At 66.7% G+C, this 18,059-nt stretch carries 14 protein-coding genes; 12 read left to right on the forward strand and 2 right to left on the reverse strand.

Features of this window, described 5'->3' with window-relative positions:
- Nucleotides 1–55 precede the first annotated feature (55 nt).
- Complete coding sequence (locus tag AC3WL7_RS15910; RefSeq protein ID WP_492751522.1) at nucleotides 56–2,428, reverse strand: 3-hydroxyacyl-CoA dehydrogenase/enoyl-CoA hydratase family protein; 2,373 nt, start codon at nucleotides 2,426–2,428, stop codon at nucleotides 56–58.
- A 53-nt stretch (nucleotides 2,429–2,481) separates the two neighbouring features.
- On the reverse strand, nucleotides 2,482–3,135 hold the full coding sequence (locus AC3WL7_RS15915; protein ID WP_079221619.1) for a TetR/AcrR family transcriptional regulator: 654 nt from the start codon (nucleotides 3,133–3,135) through the stop codon (nucleotides 2,482–2,484).
- A 324-nt stretch (nucleotides 3,136–3,459) separates the two neighbouring features.
- Between AC3WL7_RS15915 and ndk the strand changes: the two genes are divergently transcribed.
- The 12 genes from ndk (at nucleotide 3,460) to guaA (ending at nucleotide 17,981) form a co-directional block, all read left to right on the forward strand.
- Nucleotides 3,460–3,885 (forward strand): nucleoside-diphosphate kinase, encoded by a 426-nt coding sequence (ndk, locus tag AC3WL7_RS15920; protein ID WP_008265389.1) that lies wholly within the window; start codon nucleotides 3,460–3,462, stop codon nucleotides 3,883–3,885.
- Nucleotides 3,886–3,895: 10 nt separating this feature from the next.
- Nucleotides 3,896–5,101: a dual-specificity RNA methyltransferase RlmN gene (rlmN, locus tag AC3WL7_RS15925; RefSeq protein ID WP_079221620.1), complete on the forward strand. Its 1,206-nt coding sequence runs from the start codon at nucleotides 3,896–3,898 to the stop codon at nucleotides 5,099–5,101.
- Nucleotides 5,088–5,891: a type IV pilus biogenesis/stability protein PilW gene (locus AC3WL7_RS15930; protein WP_492751525.1), complete on the forward strand. Its 804-nt coding sequence runs from the start codon at nucleotides 5,088–5,090 to the stop codon at nucleotides 5,889–5,891. Before rlmN ends, AC3WL7_RS15930 begins: the two co-directional genes overlap by 14 nt.
- Nucleotides 5,892–5,910: 19 nt before the next feature.
- Nucleotides 5,911–6,774 carry a RodZ domain-containing protein gene (locus AC3WL7_RS15935; RefSeq protein ID WP_492751527.1) on the forward strand — a complete coding sequence of 288 codons (864 nt, stop codon included), beginning with the start codon at nucleotides 5,911–5,913 and terminating at the stop codon, nucleotides 6,772–6,774.
- A 64-nt stretch (nucleotides 6,775–6,838) separates the two neighbouring features.
- Entirely contained in the window at nucleotides 6,839–7,477 is a 639-nt protein-coding gene (locus AC3WL7_RS15940; protein ID WP_079221623.1) for a YfgM family protein, read from the forward strand.
- Nucleotides 7,477–8,685 (forward strand): outer membrane protein assembly factor BamB, encoded by a 1,209-nt coding sequence (gene bamB, locus AC3WL7_RS15945; RefSeq protein ID WP_108746524.1) that lies wholly within the window; start codon nucleotides 7,477–7,479, stop codon nucleotides 8,683–8,685. Before AC3WL7_RS15940 ends, bamB begins: the two co-directional genes overlap by 1 nt.
- A gap of 15 nt (nucleotides 8,686–8,700) precedes the next feature.
- Nucleotides 8,701–10,098, forward strand: a complete 1,398-nt coding sequence (der, locus tag AC3WL7_RS15950; RefSeq protein ID WP_108768625.1) for a ribosome biogenesis GTPase Der — start codon at nucleotides 8,701–8,703, stop codon at nucleotides 10,096–10,098.
- 257 nt (nucleotides 10,099–10,355) lie between these two features.
- A complete protein-coding gene (moeB, locus tag AC3WL7_RS15955) occupies nucleotides 10,356–11,492 on the forward strand; it encodes a molybdopterin-synthase adenylyltransferase MoeB (protein ID WP_492751532.1) in 1,137 nt (378 codons plus the stop codon).
- Between the two features lie 265 nt (nucleotides 11,493–11,757).
- Complete coding sequence (locus AC3WL7_RS15960; protein ID WP_079221627.1) at nucleotides 11,758–13,593, forward strand: monovalent cation:proton antiporter-2 (CPA2) family protein; 1,836 nt, start codon at nucleotides 11,758–11,760, stop codon at nucleotides 13,591–13,593.
- Between the two features lie 159 nt (nucleotides 13,594–13,752).
- Nucleotides 13,753–14,631: a bifunctional methylenetetrahydrofolate dehydrogenase/methenyltetrahydrofolate cyclohydrolase FolD gene (gene folD / locus AC3WL7_RS15965; RefSeq protein WP_079221628.1), complete on the forward strand. Its 879-nt coding sequence runs from the start codon at nucleotides 13,753–13,755 to the stop codon at nucleotides 14,629–14,631.
- 217 nt (nucleotides 14,632–14,848) lie between these two features.
- A complete protein-coding gene (gene guaB / locus AC3WL7_RS15970; protein ID WP_108747812.1) occupies nucleotides 14,849–16,306 on the forward strand; it encodes an IMP dehydrogenase in 1,458 nt (485 codons plus the stop codon).
- 109 nt (nucleotides 16,307–16,415) lie between these two features.
- A complete protein-coding gene (gene guaA / locus AC3WL7_RS15975; protein WP_492751535.1) occupies nucleotides 16,416–17,981 on the forward strand; it encodes a glutamine-hydrolyzing GMP synthase in 1,566 nt (521 codons plus the stop codon).
- Nucleotides 17,982–18,059 lie beyond the last annotated feature (78 nt).

Raw genomic sequence — 18,059 nt, forward strand, 5'->3', positions numbered from 1 at the left:
AGGGGCAGATGAGTGCCGACCCACGGTCGGCATCCACCAGAAGCAGGGATGGCGATCAGTTCCGCAGCGGCTTGCCGGTCTTCAGCATGTGCGCGATGCGGGCCTGGGTCTTTTCCTGCTGGGCCAGTTCGACGAAGTGCTTGCGCTCCAGGGTCAGCAGCCACTCTTCGTCCACCAGGGTGCCGCGGTCGACCTTGCCGCCGCACAGCACGGTGGCGATGCGCTCGGCGATCTCGTAGTCGTACGGGCTGATGAAACGGCCTTCCAGCATGTTGACCAGCATCATCTTGAAGGTGGCGATACCCACGTCACCGGCAACCTGGATGCGGCGTGCCGGCAGCGGCGGGCGGTAACCGGCTTCGGCCAGCGCACGGGCTTCGGCCTTGGCGATGTACAGCGCTTCATAGCTGTTGAACACCACCTTGTCGGTGCTGCGCAGCAGGCCCAGTTCCTGGGCGTTGACCGCCGAGTTGGACACCTTGGCCATCGCCACGGTCTCGAAGGTCTTCTTCAGTTCGGCGAACACGTCACCGCCCGGGCCTGCGGCCTGCGAGGCGCGCACGGCCAGTTCCTTCAGGCCGCCACCGGCCGGCAGCAGGCCGACACCGGCCTCGACCAGGCCGATGTAGCTTTCCAGGAAGGCGACAGTCTTGGCGCTGTGCATCTGGAACTCGCAGCCGCCACCCAGGGCCAGGCCGCGCACGGCAGCCACCACCGGCACCAGCGAGTACTTGATGCGCTGGCTGGTGCGCTGGAAGTTGGCGACCATCTCTTCGAACTGGTCGACCTTGCCGGCCTGCAGCAGGCCGAGGGCACCAGCCAGGTCGGCACCGGCGGAGAAGGGTTCCTTCTGCTGCCAGATCACCAGGCCCTGGAAGTCCTTCTCGGCGCGGCTGACGCATTCCTGCAGGCCGTCGAGCACCTGGTCGGAGACGGTGTTCATCTTGGTCTTGAAGCTGACCACGGCGATGCCGTCGCCGTCATGCCACATGCGCAGGCCGTCGTTCTCGAACACGGTCTCGCCCGGGGCGAACTTCTCGCCCAGCAGCGGGTCCGGGAAACGCTGGCGCTGGTACACCGGCAGCGACGAGCGCGGCAGCTTGGCGTTGCGCGACGGGCTGTAGCTGCCTTCGGCGGCATGCACGCCGTCGCGGCCATCGAACACCCAGTCCGGCAGCGGGGCGCTGCTCATGCTCTTGCCGGCGACGATGTCATCGGCGATCCACTGCGCGACCTGCTTCCAGCCGGCAGCCTGCCAGGTTTCGAACGGGCCCAGCGACCAGCCGTAGCCCCAGCGGATGGCGAGGTCGACGTCGCGCGCGGTCTCGGCAATGTCGGCCAGGTGGTAGGCGCTGTAGTGGAACAGATCGCGGAAGGTCGCCCACAGGAACTGCGCCTGCGGGTGCTGGCTTTCGCGCAGCTTGGCGAACTTCTCGGCCGGGTTCTTGATCTTCAGGATCTCGACCACTTCCGCTGCGGCAGTGCGGTCGGCCGGGCGGTAGTCCTGCTTCTCCAGGTCCAGTACGACGATGTCCTTGCCGACCTTGCGGAAGATGCCGGCACCGGTCTTCTGGCCCAGCGCGCCCTTGGCGATCAGCGCGTCCAGCCACTTCGGCGACTTGAAGAACTCATGCCACGGGTCGTTGGGCAGGGTGTCGCCCATGGTCTTGATGACGTGGGCCATGGTGTCCAGGCCGACCACGTCGGAGGTGCGGTAGGTGGCCGACTTCGGGCGGCCGACCAGCGGGCCGGTCAGGCCGTCCACTTCATCGAAGCCCAGGCCGAACTGCTGGGTGTGGTGGATGGTGGACAGGATCGAGAACACGCCGATGCGGTTGCCGATGAAGTTCGGGGTGTCCTTGGCGTACACCACGCCCTTGCCCAGGGTGGTGACCAGGAATTCTTCCAGGCCTTCCAGCACGGCGGCGTCGGTGGTGCTGGCCGGGATCAGTTCGGCCAGGTGCATGTAGCGCGGCGGGTTGAAGAAGTGCACGCCGCAGAAGCGGTGGCGCAGCTGCTCGGGCAGCACGTCGGCCAGCTTGTTGATGCCCAGGCCCGAAGTGTTGGAGGCCAGCACCGCGTGGTCGGCCACGAACGGGGCGATCTTCTTGTACAGGTCCTGCTTCCAGTCCATGCGCTCGGCGATGGCCTCGATGATCAGGTCGCAGTCCTTCAGCTGGTCCAGGCTCGACTCGTAGTTGGCCGGGGTGATGGCTTCGGCCAGCGACTTGCTGGCCAGCGGCGCCGGGCTCAGCTTGCCCAGGTTGGCGATCGCCTTCAGCACGATGCCGTCGGCCGGGCCTTCCTTCGCAGGCAGGTCGAACAGCACGGTGTCGACGCCAGCGTTGGTGAGGTGGGCGGCGATCTGGGCACCCATGACGCCGGCACCCAGCACGGCGGCGCGGCGGACTAGCAGGGAATTGGACATGGTGTAGGGCCTTTGTTGGTCAGCAGTTACTGGGTGGGTCACACCCGGTGGAATCACGGGGAAGCGGGCAGGGCGCTGCCGCGTGCGGCGGCGCGGAACCCGGCTTCGGCGAAATGGATCAGTTCATGGGCGGCATGGGCACGATGCGCCGCTTCGGTGACACCTGCGGGTCGCTTGATCAGGCCGAAATCGGCCATGGCATAGGTGAGCGAACCGGCGAGGAAATCCAGGCGCCAGTACAGTTCTTCCTTGCTCAGGCCCGGCACGCACTCGGCGATGGCCTTGCCGAACGCGCGCAGCACGTGGCCGTAGTGGTCGGACAGGAACTTGCGCAGGTTGTCGTTCTTTTCGGCGTAGGCGCGGGCGATCACCCGCACGAAGGCGCCGCCGCTCTGCCGGTCCTGGGCCATGGCCAGGGCGGGCTCGACGAAGGCGGCCAGCACCGGGCGCAGCTGCCCGGGGTGTTCGCTGCGGGCGCGTTCGAGCTGGGCCAGGCGCACGCTGGTCATCTCGTCCATGCGCCGGCGGAACACCTCGTTGACCAGGTTTTCCTTGGAGCCGAAGTGGTAGTTGACCGCCGCGATGTTGACGTCGGCCTGGCTGGTGACCTGGCGCAGCGAGGTGCCAGCGAAGCCATGCAGGGCGAACAGCTCCTCGGCGGCCCCGAGGATCCGGTCCTTGGTCGAGAAGTGGGCGGGCTTGGCCATGGGGCGGCGGACCTTAATCAAACGATTGTTTGATACTAGGACCAGACGGGGGCGTATGGCATTTTGCAGTGCAGCAAAACCGGCGGGTCGGTCAGAATCCGCTCAGGTGGGTGAATGGGCCCAGAGGGTAGTGCCGGCCGCTGGCCGGCAGCCGCGGACATCCCATGGGGTACCCGCCTGCCGGCCAGCGGCCGGCACTACCACCCGGCCGCGTTATCTCTTACAATTCGCCTACGTTTATCAGGCTAAGCCCGCGTCCCGACGCGGGTTTTTTTCATGTTACCCTTCGGGCCATCAGCGGCCCGATTCCATTGGAGACATCCCATGGCGCTGGAGCGCACCCTTTCGATCATCAAGCCGGACGCCGTTGCCAAGAACGTCATCGGCGAAATCTACGCCCGCTTCGAGAAGGCCGGCCTGAAGGTCGTGGCCGCCAAGTACAAGCAGCTGTCGCGTCGTGAAGCCGAAGGCTTCTACGCCGTGCACCGCGAGCGTCCGTTCTTCAACGCGCTGGTCGAGTTCATGATCTCCGGCCCGGTGATGATCCAGGCCCTGGAAGGCGAGAACGCCGTCCTGGCCCACCGCGACCTGCTGGGCGCCACCAACCCGAAGGAAGCCGCTGCGGGCACCATCCGCGCCGACTTCGCCGAATCCATCGATGCCAATGCCGCCCACGGCTCGGACTCGGTCGAGAATGCCGCGATTGAAATCGCCTACTTCTTCGCCGCCACCGAAGTCGTCTCGCGCTGAGAGTAATGCCGTGAACGAGGTCGTACAGTCCCCCGCCATCCAGCCGCTGCCGAAGTCGGCACCCACGGCTGGCAAGCAGAACCTGCTCGACCTCGATCGCGCGGGCCTGGAGAAGTTTTTCGTCGAGGTTCTCGGCGAGAAGAAGTTCCGTGCCCATCAGGTGATGAAGTGGATCCACCATCGCTACGTCACCGATTTCGATGAAATGACCGACCTCGGCAAGGTCCTGCGCGCCAAGCTGCAGGCCCATGCCGAGGTGCTGGTTCCCAACATCGTGTTCGACAAGCCCTCCGCCGACGGCACCCACAAGTGGCTGCTGGCGATGGGCGTGGATGGCAAGAACGCCATCGAGACCGTGTACATCCCCGACAAGACCCGCGGCACGCTGTGCGTGTCTTCGCAGGTCGGTTGCGGGCTGAACTGCACGTTCTGCTCCACCGCCACCCAGGGCTTCAACCGCAACCTGACCACCGCCGAGATCATCGGCCAGGTGTGGGTTGCCGCACGCCACCTGGGCAACGTGCCGCACCAGATGCGCCGCCTCACCAACGTGGTGATGATGGGCATGGGCGAGCCGCTGATGAATTTCGACAACGTCGTGCGCGCCATGAGCGTGATGCGCGACGACCTGGGCTACGGCCTGGCCAACAAGCGCGTGACCCTGTCGACCTCCGGCCTGGTGCCGCAGATCGACCGCCTGTCCACCGAAAGCGACGTGTCGCTGGCGGTGTCGCTGCACGCGCCGAACGATGCGCTGCGCGAGACCCTGGTGCCGCTCAACAAGAAGTACCCGATCGCCGAGCTGATGGCTTCGTGCGCACGCTACCTGCGCGCCAACAAGCGCCGTGAATCGGTCACCTTCGAATACACCCTGATGAAGGGCATCAACGACAAGCCCGAGCATGCCCGCGAGCTGGCCCGCCTGATGCGCCAGTTCGACAACGCGGTGCAGGCCAAGGATTCGGGCAAGGTCAACCTGATTCCGTTCAACCCGTTCCCGGGCACCCGCTACGAGCGTTCGGAAGAAGCGCACATCCGTGCCTTCCAGAAGATCCTGCTCGACAGCAACGTGCTGACGATGGTCCGCCGCACCCGTGGCGACGACATCGATGCCGCCTGTGGCCAGCTCAAGGGCCAGGTGATGGACCGTACCCGCCGCCAGGCAGAGTTCAACAAGACGCTGCAGGCAGGGAAGGGGAGCGATGCGGCCGCGTGACCGCCTCTGGCCAGTCCTGATTGCAGGGGTGCTGGCCGTTTCGGCCAGTGGCTGCAGCAAGACCGTCAAGTCCCAGCTTCCCGACGAATACACCCGTGGCGGTGACATTGCCCCGGAGCGCCACGTGCGCGATTCGCCCGGCGTGCGCGAGGAATTCCGTTACCAGGACCAGCTGGCCCTGGCCGCCCGCGACATGCAGGTGGGCAACCTCGACGAGGCCGAGCGCAAGGTGCGCCAGGCCCTGAAGGCCCGCCCCAAGGGCGTGGACGCGGTGATGCTGATGGCCGGCATCGACGAGCGCCGTGGCCGCTCGGAGAAGGCCGGCGAGGGCTTCCGCCGCGCCACCGAGCTGGCCCCGCAGCGCGCTGACGTACTCAACAATTACGGCGCCTGGCTGTGCCAGCACGGCAGTGCCGCCGAATCGCTGGTGTGGTTCGACCGTTCCCTGCAGCTGCCGGGCAATGCCTCCGCGGGCGGGGCGATGGCCAATGCCGGCCGCTGCGCGCTTGACGCCGGCCAGGTGGAGCGTGCCGAGCGCGACCTGCGTGCGGCGCTGGTGATGGTGCCTGCCAACCCCGTCGCCCTCGAGGCGATGGCGCAGCTCAACGTCCGCCGTGGCCAGTTTTTCGAGGCGCGCGCCTTCGCCGAACGTAGGATTGCGGCTGCACCGGCCACACGTTCCGTGTTACAACTTGCGTCTGAAATCGAGGCGCGACTGGGCGATCAGGCGGCATCCGATCGTTACCTGCAGCGGATTCGACAGGAATTTCCGCAGGACGCGGGCTCCTAACCTCCAGGGTTGATGCATTGTGATTGATGACCAGACTGTGAGCGCTCTCGATACTGCGGCCGGCTGCGGCACCCGCCTGCGCCAGGCCCGAGAGGCGGCCGGACTGACCCTTGATGATGTCGGCCAGCGCCTGCGCATGCCGGTCCAGGTGGTCAGGTCGCTTGAAGAAGAACAGTGGCAGAAGCTCGGCGCCCCGGTGTTCGTCCGCGGCCAGCTGCGCAGCTATGCGCGCCTGCTGAACGTGGATGTCAGCCAGCTGCTGGAGCAGGCCCAGGTCGGTGCGGTGGTTCCGCCCACCCTGGTCAGCCATACCCATACCCCGCGTGCCCGCCGCATCGCCGAGAACCTCGGCCGGCGCATGCTGTATGTCGGCATCACCGCGGTGCTGGCGGTGCCGGTGTGGTTTGCCACCCGCGGCCACTTCGACAACACCCCGTCCGCGCCGAACACGGCCTCGCTGGACGCGATCCCGGCCGCCGTGCCGGTCGCCCCGGCCACCGTCGGAAGCGAGCCGGCAGCGCGCAACGAGCCGGCGGCGGTTGCGGCCAAGCCGGCGGCCACGCCATACGTGGCGTCGCTGGCCCCGGTGCCGCGCCCGGCCCCGGCCGCTGCGGCCCCCGCCAACCTGGACATGCAGTTCAGTGGCGACAGCTGGGTCGATATTGCCGGTCCGGATGGCGGCTCGGTCGAGAAGGCGCTCATCAAGGCCGGCGAGACCCGCAGCTTCACTCCGGGCCAGGTGAGCCGCGTGACCCTGGGCAATGCCTCGGCGGTCCAGGTTCAGCAGAACGGCGCTATCGTCGATCTGACCCCCTACCAGCGAGCCAACGTGGCCCGCTTTCAGGTATCCTCTGAAGGCTCCGTTGTCCCGGTTTCACACTGAGACGCGGTTTCACCACCTTCGATAATCCCAATGGTCCCTCCCTACGGGCGGGGCGAGAGTACGCATGGCGATCGACGATCTGCTCGACGAGCACGAACAAAGTGAACGTGTCCGCAGCTGGCTGCGGAAGAATGGCGCCAGCATCATCGGTGGCGTAGCGATCGCCATCGGCGCCATTGCCGGCTGGCAGTGGTACCAGACCAACCAGGGCGGCAAGCTGGCCTCGGCCAACGTCGAGTACCAGAAGGCGCTGGTCGGCCTGCAGGACAACAAGCTGGACGACGCTGCCAAGGCGGTCAAGGCGCTGGAGGCTGGCCCGAACAGCATCTATGGCGACCTGGCGGCCCTGCAGCTGGCCAAGGCCCAGGTCGATGCCGGCAAGAACGAAGAAGCACTGGCCACCCTGCGCGGCGTGAAGGTCGAAGGCGACCTGCAGCGCGTGGTTGACCAGCGCGTGGCCCGCCTGCTGGTGGCCACCGGCAAGAGCGACGAGGCGATCAAGCTGCTTGGCAGCGCGACGGACAGCGGCAGCCTGGAAATCCAGGGCGATGCACTGCTGGCGCAGGGCAAGCGCGATGCGGCCCGTGAACAGTATGAGAAGGCGCTTAAGACGCTGGACGTGGCAGCGCCGCAGCGGCGCGTGCTGGAAACCAAGGTTATGGACGCTGGCGGCACCGTCGCCGCCCCTGCGGAGTCGGTTTGATGAGTCAGAAGGTCATGATTACGCGCGTCGCCTCCGTCCTGCTGCTGGGCATGGCACTGACCGGCTGCAGCACCATGAAGGGCTGGTTCGCCGGTAAGGACGCCGCCGCCAAGAAGGCGCAGGAGCCGGCGGAACTGGTCAAGTTCGAGCCGACCCTGAAGGTCAACAAGGCCTGGTCGGTCAACCTGGGCAAGGGCGAGCGCCGCATCGGCGTGCGCCAGGGCCCGGCGGTGGCCAATGGCCACGTGTTCGCCGCGGCGATCACCGGTGGCGTGCATGCCATCGACCTGCAGACCGGCAAGAAGGTCTGGACCTGGGAGCCGCAGAAGGAAAAGAAGAAGGCCAAGCTGCGCCTGTCCGGCGGCCCGGGTGTCGGCGAGAACCTGGTGGTCATCGGTACCCTCGATGGCCAGGTGATCGCGCTGGACATCAATGATGGCAGCGAGAAGTGGCGTGCCCGCGTGCCGGGCGAAGTGATCTCGGCCCCGGCCGTGTCTCAGGGCCTGGTGTTCGTGCGCAGCAATGATGGCCGCGTCACCGCGTTTGAAGCCTCCAACGGCACCCAGAAGTGGTTCAACCCCAGCGAGCTGCCGGCGCTGACCGTGCGCGGCAACGCGCCGGTGGTCACCGGCCCGGGCGTGCTGTTCATCGGCAAGGATGACGGCGCTGTCGCCGCCCTGGCCATGCAGGACGGCCGCACCCTGTGGGACCAGACCGTGGGCAGCCCTGAAGGCCGCACCGAGCTGGACCGCATGGCCGACGTCGACGGCGCACCGGTGCTGGAAGGCAATACGCTCTTCGTGAGCAGCTTCAAGAACCAGACCATGGCCATCGAAGGCCCGACCGGTCGCCCGCTGTGGGCGCGCGACCACGGCGGTGCCGGCGGCGTGGCGGTGTCTTCGGGCAATGTGTTCGTTACCGACCCCAAGGGCGGCGTGTTCGGCCTGGACAAGACCAGCGGCACCGCGATGTGGTCGCAGACCGGCCTGGCGCGTCGTTCGCTGACCGGTCCTGCGCTGCAGGGTGATTACGTGGTCGTCGGTGACTACAAGGGATACCTGCATTGGCTGCAGGCCTCCGACGGCGCGATGGCGGCGCGGGCCAAGAGCGGCGGTGATGCCCTTCTGGCCCAGCCAGTCGTCGTCGACGGGGTGCTGCTGGTGCAGAATGTTGATGGCAAGCTGACCGCATTCCGGTTGGCAAATTAATACGGAGTAATCGCGATGCTGCCTTTGGTCGCCCTGGTTGGACGGCCGAATGTCGGCAAGTCGACCATCTTCAATGCTTTGACCCGCACGCGTGACGCCCTGGTCCATGACCAGCCCGGCGTCACCCGCGACCGCAACTACGGCGTCTGCCGTCTGGACGAGGACAACCATTTCCTCGTCGTGGACACCGGCGGTATTGCCGAGGAAGAGGAAGGCCTGGCTGGCGCCACCACGCGCCAGGCCCGTGCCGCTGCGGCCGAAGCCGATCTGATCCTGTTCGTTGTCGATGCCCGCGAGGGCACCTCGGCGATGGACGACGAGATCCTGGCCTGGCTGCGCAAGCTGTCGCGCCCGACGCTGCTGCTGATCAACAAGATCGACGGCACCGACGAGGACACCGTCCGCTCGGAATTCGCCCGTTACGGCTTCAGCGAAATGCTGACCGTGTCGGCCGCCCATCGCCAAGGTCTGGACGACCTGATGGATGAGGTGATCCAGCGCCTGCCCGAAGAAGGCAGCGGCGAAGAGCTGGACAACGATCCGAACCGCATCCGCATCGCCTTCGTCGGCCGCCCCAACGTGGGCAAATCGACGCTGGTCAACCGCATCCTCGGCGAAGAGCGCATGATCGCCTCGGACGTGCCGGGTACCACCCGCGATTCCATCGCCGTGGACCTGGAGCGTGACGGTCGCGAGTACCGCCTGATCGATACCGCCGGCCTGCGCCGTCGTTCGCGCGTGGACGAGGTCGTCGAGAAGTTCTCGGTGGTCAAGACCATGCAGTCCATCGAGCAGTGCCAGGTGGCCGTGCTGATGCTGGACGCCACCGAAGGCGTGACCGACCAGGACGCCACCGTGCTGGGCGCGGTGCTGGATGCCGGCCGTGCACTGGTCATCGCCATCAACAAGTGGGATGGCCTGACCGAGTACCAGCGCGAGCAGGCGGAAACGATGCTGTCGCTGCGCCTGGGCTTCGTGCCGTGGGCCGAGTCGGTGCGCATTTCCGCCAAGCATGGCTCCGGCCTGCGCGAGCTGTTCCGTGCGGTGCACCGCGCGCACGAGTCGGCCAACAAGACCTTCACCACCAGCGAAGTGAACAAGGCGCTGGAAATGGCCTACGAGACCAACCCGCCGCCGACCATCCGCGGCCACGTCTCCAAGCTGCGCTACGTGCACCCGGCTGGCGCGAACCCGCCGACCTTCATCGTGCACGGCACCCGCCTGAAGGAACTGCAGGAATCGTACAAGCGCTACCTGGAGAACTTCTTCCGCAAGCGCTTCAAGCTGATCGGCACGCCGGTGAGCTTCATCTTCCGCGAGGGTACCAACCCGTACGAGGGCAAGAAGAACGTCCTCACCGAGCGGCAGGTCAAGGCCAAGCGGCGCTTGATGAAGCACGTCAAGGGCAAGTGATCCACCAGAGGCGGCCGCAGGGCCGCCTTTTTTGTTGGTAGCGCCGGGCCGTGCCCGGCGGATTCATGCGCGCCGCTGCGCTCGCCGGGCATGGCCCGGCGCTACCGTACGCTTGCGGTGGACCTGTAGAGCCGAGCCCATGCTCGGCTGCCTTTCGCGTATTGCCGCGGGCGCGCTGCGCGCGCCAGCCGAGCACGGGCTCGGCTCTACAGATTCTGGTCAAGGCGGGTGGCCGCCACGTGCGTGATAATGCGGCCATGAGCATTCCAGAGCTTTCCCCGGAACAGGCACGCGCGCGTGTGGCCCACGGTGCGGTGCTGATCGATGTGCGCCAGGCGCATGAGCGCGCCGGAGGCATGGCCGAGGGCGCGCGTGGCGTGGCCAAGGACGACCTGCTGGCCGACCCGGCCGCGCACCTGCCCGCCCCGGGCCAGGAGATCCTGCTGATCTGCCAGAGCGGCAAGCGCTCGGCCGACGCCGCACTGGCGCTGCTGGCGGCGGGCTACTCGAACGTCGCCTCTGTGGCCGGCGGCACCGTGGCCTGGCGCGAGCAGGCGCTGCCGCTGGTGCAGCCGATGCTGGACGCCGCCGACCGCGATTTCTACGACCGCTACTCGCGCCACCTGCTGCTGCCGCAGGTGGGTGAGGCCGGCCAGCGCCGCCTGCAGCAGTCGCGCGTGCTGGTGCTGGGCGCGGGTGGACTGGGCGCGCCGGCTGGCTTCTACCTGGCCGCAGCCGGGGTAGGGCACCTGCGGTTTGCCGACCATGACCGCGTGGAGCGCAGCAACCTGCACCGTCAGATCGTGCACACTGAGGCCAGCGTCGGCCAGCTGAAGGTCGATTCGGCGCGCGAGCGGCTGCTGGCGTTGAACCCGTCCATCGAGGTCGAGGCCGTGCCCGAGCGGGTGACGTCGGAGAATGTCGATCGCCTGCTGGACGGCGTGGACGTGGTGCTGGACGGCTCCGACAACTTCCCCCTGCGCTACCTGCTCAACGACGCCTGCATCAAGCACGCCAAGCCCATGGTCTATGCCGCCATCGAGCGCTTTGACGGCCAGGTAAGCGTGTTTGACGCCGGCCGCCAGCGTGGCGTGGCGCCGTGCTACCGCTGCCTGTTCCCCGAGCCGCCGCCGCCGGAGTTCGCGCCGAACTGCTCCGAGGCGGGCGTGCTGGGCGTGCTGCCCGGCCTGGCCGGGGTGCTGCAGGCCACCGAGGTGCTGAAGCTCCTGCTGGGTATCGGTGAGCCTCTGGTGGGCCGGCTGCTGCGCTTCGATGCGCTGGGCATGCGCTTCCGCGAAACCGGCATCGGGCCTGATCCGGCCTGCCCGGTGTGCGCGCCGGGCGTGCCGTTCCCGGGGTATATCGATTACGCCGCGTTCTGCAGCGGAGGGTGATCGCTGCGAACCCTCATCCACGCATGGCGTGGATCTACTGGATTATCACGGCGTGTCATCGACGCATCGCGCGGGTGGTGCGTCCTCCGGCCGCCCAGTAGATCCACGCCATGCGTGGATGAATATCGGCGATTTCGGAACGATGCCGGGTGTCAATCTCAATATCGTTCCATTTTCGGCACAACTAAACGCAACGTCGATGCTATTGCCGTCAGAAAACTTGCTCTATCGTTGAGGCCGATTTCGGTTTTCGGGGAAACACCGCATGGCGGTAGAAGCAGCGACCAGCGAGCTGGTCAAGGTCGTGGCCCTGTTGGGCGCGGCGGTGGTGATGGTGCCCTTGTTCCGCAGGCTCGGCCTGGGTTCGGTGCTGGGTTACTTCGCCGCCGGCCTGGCCATTGGGCCGTTCGGCCTGGGCTGGTTCTCCGACCCGCAGGCGATCCTGCATACGGCCGAGCTGGGCGTGGTGATGTTCCTGTTCGTCATCGGCCTGGAAATGCGGCCCTCGCACCTGTGGAGCCTGCGCAAGGAAATCTTCGGGCTGGGGACGCTGCAGATCGCCACCTGTGCGCTGGTGCTGACCACCATCGCCAAGCTGTTCGGCCTGCCGTGGCAGGTCGCTTTCATCGGCGCCACCGGCTTCGTGCTCACCTCCACTGCAGTGGTGATGCAGCTGCTGGCCGAGCGTGGCGACATCGCGCTGCCGTCGGGGCAGAAGATCGTCTCCATCCTGCTGTTCGAAGACCTCTTGATCGTGCCGCTGCTGGCCCTGGTGGCCTGGATGGCGCCGAGTGCGGGCAGTGCCGATGGCGAAGGCTCGCGCTGGTTGTCGGTGGCGATCGGCGTCGGCGCCATCGTCGGCCTGGTGCTGGTCGGCCGCTTCCTGCTCAACCCGCTGTTCCGCCTGCTGGCCGAATCGAAGGCGCGCGAAGTGATGACCGCCGCCGCGCTGCTGGTGGTGCTGGGTGCGGCGCTGCTGATGCAGCTGTCCGGGCTGTCGATGGCGATGGGCGCCTTCCTCGCCGGCGTGCTGCTGAGCGAATCCACCTTCCGGCACCAGATCGAAGCGGACATCGAACCGTTCCGCGGCATCCTGCTGGGCCTGTTCTTCCTCAGCGTGGGCATGGCCCTGGACCTGGGCGTGGTGGCCGGCAACTGGCCGATGATCGTCGGCCTGGTGCTGGCGCTGATGGCGGCCAAGGCGCTGTGCATCTACGTGGTGGCCCGCCTGATGGGCAGCGACCACGCACAGGCCATGGACCGTGGCGTGCTGATGGCGCAGGGCGGCGAATTCGCCTTCGTGCTGTTCTCCGCCGCCGCCAGTGCCGGTGTCATCGACATGGACATCAATGCCAACTTCACCGCCGTGGTGGTGCTGTCGATGGCCCTCACCCCGCTGGTGGTGCTGGTCTACAAGCGCGTGGCACCGAAGCCGGAAGTCAGCCTGGAAGGCGTGGACACCGCCGATGGCCTGTCCGGCAGCGTGCTGATGATCGGCTTCGGCCGCTTTGGCCAGGTGGCCAGCCAGTCGCTGCTGGCCCGCGACGTGGACGTGACCATCATCGACAACGACGTGGAGATGATCCACAACGCCGAGCGCTTCGGGTTCAAGATCTATTACGGCGATGGCACCCGCCTGGACGTGCTGCATGCCTCCGGCGCCGGTACCGCGCGGGCGATCGCGGTGTGCGTGAACAATGCCGAGGACGCCGATCGCATCGTTGAACTGGTGGCGCACGAATTCCCGCAGGCCAAGCTGCTGGTGCGCTCGTTCGACCGCGAGCACTCGCTGCGGTTGATCCATGCCGGCGTTGATTTCCAGATCCGCGAGACGTTTGAATCGGCGCTGATGTTCGGCCAGGCCGCGCTGATGGAACTGGGTGCGGACGAGGACGATGCGCAGGAGATCGCCGAGCAGATCCGCGAGCGCGACGCCGAGCGGTTCGAGCTGGAAATGGCCGGCGGCAGCCTGCGCGCCGGTGCGCACATGGTGTTCGGCAGCGCGCTGCCGGGCGTGCCGACCCCGACCCCGTTCACCGCGCCCAAGCGCAAGGCCCGCACGTTGAACGCGGACCAGGTGCCGGAAGAAGAAGAGGATTGACCGGTTCTGGTAGTGCCGGCCGCTGGCCGGCATTGCCGCGTCCATGAGGTTGCCGGCCAGCGGCCGGCACTACCGGGCATGTCCGGCCTTCGCGCCGGTGGGCGAGGGGGCCTGAATCAGGGACAATAGCGTCCCCGCCGCCGCCTGCCCCCGCATTCGATGACTGACTCCGCCCCCCAGCTTCCTGCCCGCATCCTCGATGGCCGCCGTATTGCCGAGGACCTGCTCGACAGCCTGAAGGTGCGCGTCGACGCCCGGGTGGCCGCCGGTGGCAGCCGCCCCGGCCTGGCCGTGGTGCTGGTGGGGGGCGATCCGGCCTCGACCGTGTACGTGCGCAACAAGCGCCGCGCGGCCGAAAAGGTCGGCATCGAAGCCCATGACTACGATCTGCCCGCTGGCACCAGTGAGGCCGAGCTGCTCGACCTGATCGACCAGCTCAATGCCGACCCCAAGATCAACGGCATCCTGATCCAGCTGCCGCTGCCGGGCATTCCCGACGCGCGCCGCCTGATCCAGCGCATCGACCCGCGCAAGGACGTGGACGGCTTCCACCCGGAAAACGTCGGCCACCTGGCCCTGCGTGAATTCGGCCTGCGCCCGTGCACCCCGCGCGGCATCACCACGCTGCTGGGCCATACCGACCAGCCGGTGCGCGGCCGCAACGCCACCATCGTGGGCGTGAGTAACCACGTGGGCCGGCCGATGGGCCTGGAACTGCTGATCGCCGGCTGCACCGTGACCAGCTGCCACAAGTTCACCCCCAAGGACGTGCTGGAGCAGGCCGTGCGCAACGCCGACATCCTGGTGGTGGCCGTGGGCCGCCCGGGCATCGTGCCGGGCGAGTGGGTGAAGCCGGGGGCTGTGGTGATCGACGTCGGCATCAACCGGCTGGACGATGGCCGCCTGGTGGGCGATGTCGGGTTTGAGGCCGCGGCGGAGCGGGCGAGCTGGATTACCCCCGTGCCGGGTGGCGTCGGCCCGATGACCGTGGCCACGCTGATGCAGAACACCCTGGAAGCGGCGGAAGCGCTGAGCTGATTCCCGGCTTCTGGTGGGGTATCGGTGCCTGATGGATTGTGCGGACCAACGGTCCGCACCTACCAAAAACAGGCCGGGCTGGCTTCTGGTGGGTGCGGACCAATGGTCCGCACCTACCAAAGGAACCACCCGCGCGACACTGCGTCGCATCCACCCCCTCCCGCGGGGCGTGAAAAAGGGGTAAAATGTCGCGCTTCCCCACATCTCGGGTATGCCGATGCTGCGCATCCAGGCTGAAGCACTCACTTACGACGACGTCTCGCTCGTCCCCGCCCACTCGACCATCCTGCCCAAGGACGTCAACCTCGAAACGCGGTTGACCCGAGACCTGAAGCTCAAGCTTCCGATCCTGTCTGCGGCCATGGACACCGTCACCGAAGCCCGCCTGGCCATCGCCATGGCACAGCTGGGTGGCATGGGCATCATCCACAAGAATCTCAGCCTGGAACAGCAGGCCGCGGAAGTGGCCAAGGTCAAGAAGTTCGAGGCTGGTGTCATCCGCGACCCGATCACCGTCGGCCCGGAAACCACCATCCGCGACGTGCTGGCCCTGACCCAGGCGCACAACATCTCCGGCGTACCGGTGGTGGGCAGCGACGGCCTGCTGGCCGGTATCGTCACCCATCGCGACATGCGCTTTGAAACCGAGCTGGACGATCCGGTCCGCCACATCATGACCAAGAAGGATCGCCTGGTCACGGTGAAGGAAGGCGCCGCCAGCGATGAAGTGCTGCAGCTGCTGCACCGCAACCGCATCGAAAAGGTGCTGGTGGTCAACGATGATTTCGCCCTGCGTGGCCTGATCACCGTCAAGGACATCCAGAAGAACACCGACTTCCCCAACGCCGCCAAGGATCTGTCGACCCGCTTGCTGGTCGGCGCTGCCGTCGGCGTGGGTGGTGACACCGACCGCCGCGTGGAAGCGCTGGTTGCCGCCGGCGTGGACGTGATCGTGGTGGATACCGCGCACGGCCACTCGCAGGGCGTGCTGGACCGCGTCGCCTGGGTCAAGAAGAACTTCCCGCACGTGCAGGTCATCGGTGGCAACATCTGTACCGGCGAAGCCGCACTGGCGCTGCTGGACAGCGGCGCGGACGCGGTCAAGGTCGGCATCGGCCCGGGCTCGATCTGCACCACGCGCGTCGTCGCCGGTGTCGGCGTGCCGCAGGTGACCGCCATTGACCTGGTGGCCGAAGCCCTGCAGGACCGCATCCCGCTCATCGCCGACGGTGGCATCCGTTACTCGGGTGACATCGGCAAGGCGCTGGCCGCCGGTGCCTCGACCATCATGGTCGGCGGCCTGCTGGCCGGTACCGAGGAATCGCCGGGCGAGACCGAGCTGTACCAGGGCCGTTCGTACAAGAGCTACCGCGGCATGGGTTCGCTGGCCGCCATGGAAAAGGGGTCGAAGGACCGCTACTTCCAGGACGCCGCCACCGCCGACAAGCTGGTGCCGGAAGGCATCGAAGGTCGCGTGCCGTACCGCGGCCCGGTGGGCGGCATCATCCACCAGCTGATGGGCGGCCTGCGCGCCACCATGGGCTACGTGGGTTGCGCCACCATCGACGACATGCGCACGAAGCCCAAGTTCGTCAAGATCAGCGGCGCCGGCCAGCGTGAGAGCCACGTCCACGACGTGACGATCACCAAGGAACCGCCGAACTACCGCGCCTGACGCGGGCCGGAGAAAGAGGAACGAGGAAGCTGATTCCCGTTCCTCTTTTTCCATCTGCCGCAGCAAATTATTTGAAGTTTCGTTTTCCCTACTGCATTGCCAGGGCGCCATGACCAATATCCATAACGACAAGATCCTGATCCTCGATTTCGGCGCGCAGTACACGCAGCTGATCGCCCGCCGCATCCGCGAGCTGGGCGTCTACTGCGAAATCTGGGCCTGGGACCACAACCCGGCCGAGATCGCGGCGTTTGGCGCCAAGGGCATCATCCTGTCCGGTGGCCCGGAATCGACCACGCTGCCGGGCGCCCCGGCCGCGCCGCAGGAAGTGTTCGACAGCGGCCTGCCGATCTTCGGCATCTGCTACGGCATGCAGACCCTGGCCGCCCAGCTGGGCGGTGCCACCGAAGCGGCTGACCAGCGCGAATTCGGCCACGCCGAAGTGAACGTGATCAACCCCGATGCGCTGTTCAAGGGCCTGAGCGACCACGGCGGCGAGCCGAAGCTGAATGTCTGGATGAGCCACGGCGACCACGTCTCCGTCGCGCCGCCGGGCTTCGCCATTACCGCCACCACCGACCGCATTCCGGTGGCCGCCATGGCCAACGAAGAAAAGCGCTGGTACGGCGTGCAGTTCCACCCGGAAGTGACCCACACCCTGCAGGGCCAGGCGCTGCTGCGCCGCTTCGTGGTGGATGTGTGCGGCTGCCAGACCCTGTGGACCGCCGCCAACATCATCGACGACCAGATCGCCCGCGTGCGCGAACAGGTGGGCGATGACGAAGTGATCCTGGGCCTGTCCGGCGGCGTCGATTCGTCCGTCGTGGCCGCGCTGCTGCACAAGGCCATCGGCGAGAAGCTGACCTGCGTGTTCGTTGATACCGGCCTGCTGCGCTGGCAGGAAGGCGACCAGGTGATGGCGATGTTTGCCGAACACATGGGCGTGAAGGTTGTGCGCGTGAATGCCGCCGACCGTTACTTCAGCGCGCTGGAAGGCGTGAGCGACCCGGAAGCCAAGCGCAAGATCATCGGCAACCTGTTCGTTGAGATCTTCGACGAAGAATCGAACAAGCTGAAGAACGCCAAGTGGCTGGCGCAGGGCACCATCTACCCGGACGTGATCGAGTCGGCCGGCAGCAAGACCGGCAAGGCGCACGTCATCAAGAGCCACCACAACGTGGGCGGCCTGCCGGAGCACATGAAGCTGGGCCTGGTGGAGCCGCTGCGCGAGCTGTTCAAGGACGAAGTGCGCCGCCTGGGCGTCGAACTCGGCCTGCCGCGCACCATGGTCTACCGCCATCCGTTCCCGGGCCCGGGCCTGGGCGTGCGTATCCTGGGCGAAGTGAAGCGCGAATACGCCGAGCTGCTGGCCAAGGCTGATGCCATCTTCATTGACGAGCTGCGCAAGGCGGATCTGTACGACAAGACCAGCCAGGCGTTTGCCGTGTTCCTGCCGGTGAAGTCGGTGGGCGTGGTGGGCGATGCGCGCGCTTATGAGTGGGTGATTGCGCTGCGTGCGGTGGAGACGATTGACTTCATGACCGCGCACTGGGCGCATCTGCCGTATGAGTTCCTGGGTACGGTGAGCAACCGGATCATCAATGAGTTGCGGGGGGTTTCAAGGGTTGTCTATGACATCTCGGGGAAGCCGCCGGCTACTATTGAGTGGGAATGAGTTGAAAGAACGAGGGCGCCGAGAGGCGCCCTCTTTGCTTGTGGATTGGCCGAGCGCCCACCAATTCTCGGAATCAAT

It is taken from the genome of Stenotrophomonas sp. FW305-3-2-15-E-LB1 (genome assembly GCF_058787375.1).

Coding starts and splice junctions, on each gene's coding strand:
- AC3WL7_RS15910 (WP_492751522.1), bottom strand. CDS start 2,428: ATGTCCAATTCCCTGCTAGTCCGCCGCGCCGCCGTGCTGGGTGCCGGC.
- AC3WL7_RS15915 (WP_079221619.1), bottom strand. CDS start 3,135: ATGGCCAAGCCCGCCCACTTCTCGACCAAGGACCGGATCCTCGGGGCC.
- ndk (WP_008265389.1), top strand. CDS start 3,460: ATGGCGCTGGAGCGCACCCTTTCGATCATCAAGCCGGACGCCGTTGCC.
- AC3WL7_RS15930 (WP_492751525.1), top strand. CDS start 5,088: ATGCGGCCGCGTGACCGCCTCTGGCCAGTCCTGATTGCAGGGGTGCTG.
- AC3WL7_RS15940 (WP_079221623.1), top strand. CDS start 6,839: ATGGCGATCGACGATCTGCTCGACGAGCACGAACAAAGTGAACGTGTC.
- bamB (WP_108746524.1), top strand. CDS start 7,477: ATGAGTCAGAAGGTCATGATTACGCGCGTCGCCTCCGTCCTGCTGCTG.
- der (WP_108768625.1), top strand. CDS start 8,701: ATGCTGCCTTTGGTCGCCCTGGTTGGACGGCCGAATGTCGGCAAGTCG.
- moeB (WP_492751532.1), top strand. CDS start 10,356: ATGAGCATTCCAGAGCTTTCCCCGGAACAGGCACGCGCGCGTGTGGCC.
- AC3WL7_RS15960 (WP_079221627.1), top strand. CDS start 11,758: ATGGCGGTAGAAGCAGCGACCAGCGAGCTGGTCAAGGTCGTGGCCCTG.
- folD (WP_079221628.1), top strand. CDS start 13,753: ATGACTGACTCCGCCCCCCAGCTTCCTGCCCGCATCCTCGATGGCCGC.
- guaB (WP_108747812.1), top strand. CDS start 14,849: ATGCTGCGCATCCAGGCTGAAGCACTCACTTACGACGACGTCTCGCTC.
- guaA (WP_492751535.1), top strand. CDS start 16,416: ATGACCAATATCCATAACGACAAGATCCTGATCCTCGATTTCGGCGCG.